6 protein-coding genes and 1 riboswitch are annotated in these 6,896 nt (G+C 41.1%); of the genes, 2 read left to right on the forward strand and 4 right to left on the reverse strand.

From position 1 onward, the window contains the following. The first annotated feature begins 101 nt into the window (after window positions 1–101). A complete protein-coding gene (locus FD47_RS13040; protein WP_054736367.1) occupies window positions 102–857 on the forward strand; it encodes a sulfite exporter TauE/SafE family protein in 756 nt (251 codons plus the stop codon). A gap of 189 nt (window positions 858–1,046) precedes the next feature. Here FD47_RS13040 and FD47_RS13045 read toward each other — a convergent pair whose 3' ends face one another. From FD47_RS13045 to FD47_RS13060, 4 genes are read right to left on the reverse strand one after another with little or no spacing between them, the layout of a single operon-like run. Beyond that, window positions 1,047–1,751, reverse strand: a complete 705-nt coding sequence (locus FD47_RS13045) for a YoaK family protein (protein WP_054736358.1) — start codon at window positions 1,749–1,751, stop codon at window positions 1,047–1,049. Beyond that, the gene (locus tag FD47_RS13050) at window positions 1,741–2,916 is read right to left on the reverse strand and encodes an amidase family protein (protein ID WP_056980781.1); all 1,176 of its coding nucleotides are present in this window, start codon (window positions 2,914–2,916) and stop codon (window positions 1,741–1,743) included. Before FD47_RS13050 ends, FD47_RS13045 begins: the two co-directional genes overlap by 11 nt. Before the next feature lie 2 nt (window positions 2,917–2,918). Beyond that, the gene (locus FD47_RS13055) at window positions 2,919–3,824 is read right to left on the reverse strand and encodes a carbon-nitrogen hydrolase family protein (RefSeq protein WP_054736362.1); all 906 of its coding nucleotides are present in this window, start codon (window positions 3,822–3,824) and stop codon (window positions 2,919–2,921) included. A 3-nt stretch (window positions 3,825–3,827) separates the two neighbouring features. After that, window positions 3,828–5,120: an MFS transporter gene (locus tag FD47_RS13060; protein ID WP_082620304.1), complete on the reverse strand. Its 1,293-nt coding sequence runs from the start codon at window positions 5,118–5,120 to the stop codon at window positions 3,828–3,830. Between the two features lie 171 nt (window positions 5,121–5,291). Here FD47_RS13060 and FD47_RS13065 point away from each other — a divergent pair, with 171 nt between their 5' ends. Then, complete coding sequence (locus FD47_RS13065) at window positions 5,292–6,416, forward strand: PucR family transcriptional regulator (RefSeq protein ID WP_054736364.1); 1,125 nt, start codon at window positions 5,292–5,294, stop codon at window positions 6,414–6,416. Window positions 6,417–6,644: 228 nt separating this feature from the next. Next, window positions 6,645–6,739: riboswitch (TPP riboswitch) on the forward strand. Window positions 6,740–6,896 lie beyond the last annotated feature (157 nt).

The raw sequence follows: 6,896 nt of genomic DNA on the forward strand, positions 1-6,896 counted from the left end.
CTCAATTTAGATCTCAAACAGTTTCTAAGGGGGCATAGTTGCGAGAATCTGACTTTCAAGTTTCATGAACCGATAAAATAAAAAGGGGATGAAATCGCTTGTTGCTTGAGTTTTTAATTGTTTGCCCGCTGGTATTTCTTGCCGGGTTTGTGGATGCGATCGGTGGCGGTGGTGGGTTAATTTCACTACCGGCTTATTTGATGGCGGGAATTCCAGCTCACTTCGCTGTTGGGACGAATAAATTATCGTCAGCAATGGGCACCACCATCTCCACGCTTGAATTTGCCCGCAGTGGTTACATTCGCGTGAAGCTGGCCTTCTTTTCGGTCGTAGCAGCTGTCATCGGCTCATCCTTGGGGGCTCGATTGGCATTACATATTAGTGATCAGTATTTCCGCCTTATTTTATTGGTCATTCTGCCAGCAACTGCCCTTTACTTGTTGCTAAATCGGCACGCTTTAAATTCTAAATTAGCGGATTCTCAATTAACGGGAACTCAATTTCTGATCACCCTGGGAATTTCACTGGGGCTGGGTGCTTACGATGGCTTCTATGGACCGGGTACGGGGACCTTTTTACTGATCACATTAACCGGCCTTGCTCATCTACCAATTAATCTGGCTGCCGGCAACACTAAGGTAATCAATTTAACAACAAACATTACGGCGTTGATGGTATTCCTATTAAGCGGTAAGGTCATCATGTTATTGGGCCTGACAGCAGGAATCTTTAGTATCATTGGTAACTTTCTTGGCGCCAGTTATTACAAACGCTTTGGCAGCAAGATTGCTCGACCAATTATTATTGTGGTGCTGATTATTTTCTTAGGTAAAACGATTTGGGATTTGGTTGGGTGATTTGAAGCTCGTGATTGAGCCGTCAGCCCATTTAAACCCGTAATTGAATTGAAAACGAGAGTGGGAAAGGCGATTTGATCCCAGAATTTAAGTGAAAAAAGTAATGCATTCTTGTTTTGAAGTGAATGCATTACTTTTTTGCTTAAATGGCGGGGATTAGCCGTTTGTCACAGTTATTATTGTCGATTTTCATTGATTGTTGACCGTTTCTTGGGGCGCAGGATCTTTAGTGATCAGCAATCCCAATAATATGACAGAGTTCAAGAGAATTCCCGTTAACATAATTGATTCAGCGAGTTGGCTCAGATAGAACGTGCCAACAATAACCCCACAAATGAAAATGATAATGTTAATTCCATAGTGACAAATTTTGAAGCCGATCTCTTTCTGGGGATTTTGGATGAAATCAGAAATCAAATTGCCAAAATTTTTGATGTTTCCAGTCATGATCCCATTATTGACTGAAGTTTTGCCAATATGGTTGAAGATTGTCAATTCATAACTTGCAAAGAAGCCGAGTGTTATGAGTAGTAAACTGGTGGCTGACGGTAAAGCTTCTTCAATCAGGAGGATTATTCCTGAAATTACAATGCTAATGACCGTAAAGAAGCGGAGTTGGTTCAAAGGGGATATTTCCAAAGATTTTTTTAAATATTTGCGAATAAGCTGGGCAAAAATTGCGCCAACTAAAAATCCAGCAAAAACTGGAATGTGAATGCTTGCCTTTTGGAATCCCTCTTTAACTAGGGCAATTCCAAAGATGACTAAATTTCCTGTTTGCGCACTGGCAAAGGTGCCATTAAATGTGTTGAACGTGTATGCATCTATCATTCCCATGAACAATGTCTGGCTCATTGTGAGGATGCTTGTCTGGATTGTTATTTTATTCATCATTCAACATCCCACCCTTAAGCTTAGTCGCCAATGATAATAGTGAGCGATCCGTATTTACGCCAGAAATGATCGAAATACTATAATCCTTTCCTGATTGACTAATCGGGATGGCAACCTGTGGAGTCCCAGCCATGCCTGCGATTGTTGTTAATTTCTGAGTTTGAGCGCGAAGCCTTTCAATTTTTTTAAAGTCCTCGTTTTTGTTTGGGGCAGTGCTGCTGGTAGTTGGTAATATCAAGATCGCTTGATTTGTCAGCAAGCCGTTTAATAGTTTGGCAAATTTAGTTTTAGTTTCAATTGCTTCCTTTAAGCCGATATCTGATTTGACCGCTTTTGCAAAAGCAAAATGATCGGCAATATCAGGTCCAATATCTTGGGGATGTTTCGAAATCCATTTACCGTAATTTGACCATGCCTGAAATCCTTGAATTCTTTTAAACGCATTGTATAAAAGGTCAAGTGAAAAATTGACCGGTTGAAAACGGGTCTTTTGGATTCCTAATGACTTACCAATGCGCCCTAATTCTTGCTGGTACTCGGCGCCTAGGGACTGCGTTATTGAATTATCCAGATAATAAATTTTTTTCAAATCCAAACGAACGTTGCCTGAATAAAGGACTTGACCCACTTTTTTGAGGATTGAAGAACTTTTTGTCAGGACGCCAACTGTATCAAAACTCGTGGCCAATGGTGCAATTCCAGCGAGCATTGAGAGATCATGGGATGGCCGGAAACCGTAGATTCCACAATAACTGGCAGGTACGCGAACTGAACCCCCTGTGTCCGTTCCCAACGCAAAGTCGACTAATCCGGATGAGACTGCAGAGGCAGATCCGGAACTTGAACCGCCAGTGAAACAATCGGGATGTTTTGGATTAAGCGGGTCCCCGTAGTGATAGTTACTGCCCTTGATCGAGAACATGAACTCATCGCTAACTGTAATTCCGTCGAGAGTGGCGCCGTTGTTCAGAAGTTTGGTGATGGCAATCGCATTTGACTTAGCGGGTTGATGGGTAGCTGTCCAAGTGGGGTTACCCAATCCGGTGATGTGACCGGTGACTGCCATGACATCTTTGACCGAGAAGGCAAGGCCATTTAGGATCCCGGTGCTTTCTGGGGCAATCATAAGTTGAGAATCGATGTACGGTGAATTCATTGTGAGCATTTTTATCGCCTCTTAATTAAAAATTGGTCTTCTAATTGTTCATACATTTTTGCATAAATATCTGGGCGGAAATCCGTTTGACCTTTAAGCAATGGATTTCCTTTGTAAATATAACGAGATGCCAACGACAAATCGATGGTGGTAATGTTGACTTTGGTTTGATTAGCTTGATCATCTGTATATTTGCCACCAATGTAATAATGGGCTTCCAACGTATCTTGACCAGGCCCAACAACACTACTGCCTCCCCAAAAGTCATTGTAGAGATCTTTGCCACCAAGGTTGGCAGATGCGACAAAAATACAATCTCTGATGACACCTGCTTCAATATTGGTGTTGGCTAAATATTTACCCCGAATCTTAGCGGTAGCGGTGATGTTGATATACAATCGGCAGCCTTCAGCGGCATAGTAACGCATTAGTTCTGGGAATGCCCAAGTATCAAAGCAAATGGCACAGCCAACCGGTCCCCAGGGCGTTTGAATAATCAAAGGGGAATCTCCGCGAGCAGCCCAATGGGGTTCGAGACCGGGCAGATGCATTTTTCGATAGGTCCCAAGCAACCCCTCTGGCCCAAAGACAGCCATTGAGTTGTAAATCCTGCGGGTGGGAAAGTCCCGTTCCGGCATACCAACAAAAGCATAAATGCCATATTTACGGGTTACCTCGGCAATCCGATCTGTTGAAGGTCCGGGAACAATTTCAGCTTCCTGAAACTGCATTTTGTCTTTCAATTGTTTTTCAGGTTGGTCATCATAACCAGTGAGCGCCATTTCCGGCAATAGGACAAAATCTGCACCTCGTTTGGCACTACTTTCAATTAAGCCAACGATCCGATTTAAATTTTCTTCTTTTTTACCCCATAGGGCGTGAAATGTAATTACGGCAATGTTTGCAATATCTTTCATAGTCTATGCCTCTTTCTTTGTAGTCAAAGTTGCGTCTTTTGTGAATAGGAAGCCAATCGCACCAATTAGTAGTAAAACGGCGCCAAGATAGAAACCAACGGTCATACTACCGAATTGATCTGAGATCCAACCAGTGAAGTATGGTGCCAGAATTGAACCAGACATGCCAACAAAATTGAAAGCTGATAATGTTGTGGAAAGGCGGGTCTTGCCAGCTTGCTTGGTGACGAAAGATACCAGTATTGGGTCAATTGCCAATTTGCCGGTTAAACCGTAAACGATCAGTGCAATGATCAAAGTTGTTCGGCTTTGGGTGAAGCCAACGACCAATAAGGAAGTTACGGCCAGAGGAACTAATAGCCATACTAATGCTTTAGCGTGATTGAATTTGTCATAAATCTTTGCAAATACCAACGCCCCAGGAATGGATGCCCAAGGAACTAACGATGAAATAAAGCCGACGGAAGTGCCTTTGAACCCCCGTTCTACCTGAAGAAATTGTGGCAGCCAGGTTAAGACAACGAAGTATGCATAAATTGAGCAGAAGCATAGGAAGAAGGTTAAGATCAGGTTTCGGTTGGTAAAGATTTCGCGGATTTGATGATTGGATTGGCTGGCTGAATTACCCTTCAATATGGGTGAGCTTGAATCGTTTTCCGTGTGAACGTGTTCCTTTAGGGTAAGAAATAATAGACCAACAATCATCGTGGGGATTGCAATAATCAAAAATGGGGTGCTCCAGTGTTGGTGATGTTGTAATACTAAGTAACTGGAGAGTAGGTAACCGCCAGATGAACCAAAAGCCATTCCAGAATTAATAATGGCGGTTCCCAGTGTTAACTTGGATAGTGGAATTGCCTCACCTGAAAGGGCATATTGGGGACCGTAGTAACTTCCTTCACCAAGCCCGGCAGTGGCTCTGACGATTAAGAACATGCCAAATGAAGCAACAATTCCAGAAAATAATGTCATTAAACCGAATAGGAGAAAGCCAATGGTGATCATTGTTTTCCTACCAACCTTTTCTGCAAGTATCCCAAAGGGCATTTGAGATAGGGCATATGTTAGAAAGAAAATACTATTAATCAGTCCCAGCTGGGCATCATTAATATGAAAGGCGGCAGCGATTTGTGGCATTACCGGGTTTAAGATGGTCCGATCTGCGTATATTAGTACCCAGCCAACAAAACAGAGGGCAACAACTTTCCACCAATAACGTTCTGAGACAAGCGAGCTTTTGGTTGCGGGATTGTTCAGTGGGAGTTCCGGCTGAATAATTTTTTCTGATTTTTCCATAAATAAGCCTCCATTCATTAAAAAAACATTTCATCAACTAAGAAATAATGTTATATTATGTAACATATACTAAGCTAATTCTTAGAAATTAAAAGGACATAACGAGATAAAAAAAGATTGGTTTTTCTCCTAATGTGATAAAACGTAACATTTACTATGGAGGCGTTGTGGATGGTGTTACTAGAATCTCTACTCAGCGAGTTACCAGATGATTGTTTTCAATGGTTAAACAAGGGTAACAATGGAACAAATGATGTAACGGAAGTAATGGTGATGGCAACTCCAGACATTAATAACTGGATTGTCCCCGGAGAATTAGTGCTAACCAGCTTATTTGGATTAAGTGACGCTGAGCAGGAAAGCTTAGTGACTGGATTAAGGCGTAACCGATCAACTGGACTGATTGTAAAGAAAAATGACTATCTTGCCGATGTGCCGAAACAAGTGATTGAATACAGTAAAAAGAATGATTTGCCGCTATTAGAGTTAAGAAATATCACATACCGTGAGGTGATTAAGAAATTTGACCACTTAAAGTCTCTGGATTTGGCCAGCAGGGAAAAGTTTGTTGATCCACAGCTTGAAAAGGATATTCAAGAAACCTTTCGAGGGGAAAATAATCCTGAGGGGTTGTATCGACTGAGACAACGCTTAAAGTTATCAGTTTCGGGAAAAGTTCGAGTTATCATGACCCAGCAAAAGGATTTTCCTGGTGAAGAATTCAAACAATTAGTGAATGCCAGTGAAACATTTATTGTCAACTGCGCCATTGGCTTTATCGATCATAATTTAGTGATTTTGGCCAATGACCGTTCTGAATTACAAGAGTTTAAACATAACGTGTCAGAAAAGCTTCCAAACTGTCAATTGTTAAGTAGTTCCTTAACTTCATTGAAGGAGCTACATGAAGTCTATCGGCAAATGATGAACATGAGAAAGTTGGTTAACACCGATCATTTGAAAGCCCCGTTTATTTCGATTGACAGTTTAGGTGTTGATAAGCTCTTTATTAGCCAAAGTTCAAGATTTTTAGAAAAAGTATTAGTTAACAGCCAGCTGAAATTATTACAAACCCAACAGCCGGTATTATTTGAATCACTCAGAGCATACTTCCTCACCAATCAGAATATTACCCAGGCGGCTAAGCGGCTTTTCATTCATCCCAAATCATTAGCCTATCGACTTCATAAAGTTGAACAGATTCTGGACGTTAATTTAAATGATGCCGATCAGTCGCTTTACCTCAATTTAACGACAAAGTTTTTAGCACTAAGGCGCGCTGGCTTTTATGTATAAACAGGCGAAGGATTGGCAGCTTTCGATATTTCGGGAGAAAAATACTTCTGGTCTGCAAATCTTGGTTTATTTGGGTAATGAACAAAAATGTTGTATGATAAAGCCACCTTGGCAGGGGCATTGAACCATTTGTGCTCAAAAAACAGGCAATCATTTACAAAGTGACTGTCTGTTTTTTTCGTCTAATTGTTTTACATTAGTTTTGTTAGTTGATATCATTTATAGGAACAAAATAACTTGGGGTGCCAATTTTGGCTGAGATGATACTCGTTGAACCTGATCTGGTTAGTACCAGCGAAGGGAAAAAGTTTGCTGCTATCTGTTACTTTTGATAGTAGCTAAATCTATGCAATCATTGATTTGATTTTTCTCTCAAAATTGGTTCCCCATGAACAATGGAGGACCATTTTTATGCGTAAATTTTCATTGAAAGATGTCATTACGTTGACATGTAAAAGGCACCCGTAAAATGTAGGAAAA

This window comes from Lentilactobacillus parafarraginis DSM 18390 = JCM 14109 (assembly GCF_001435895.1).
In the GTDB taxonomy this organism is placed as follows: domain Bacteria; phylum Bacillota; class Bacilli; order Lactobacillales; family Lactobacillaceae; genus Lentilactobacillus; species Lentilactobacillus parafarraginis.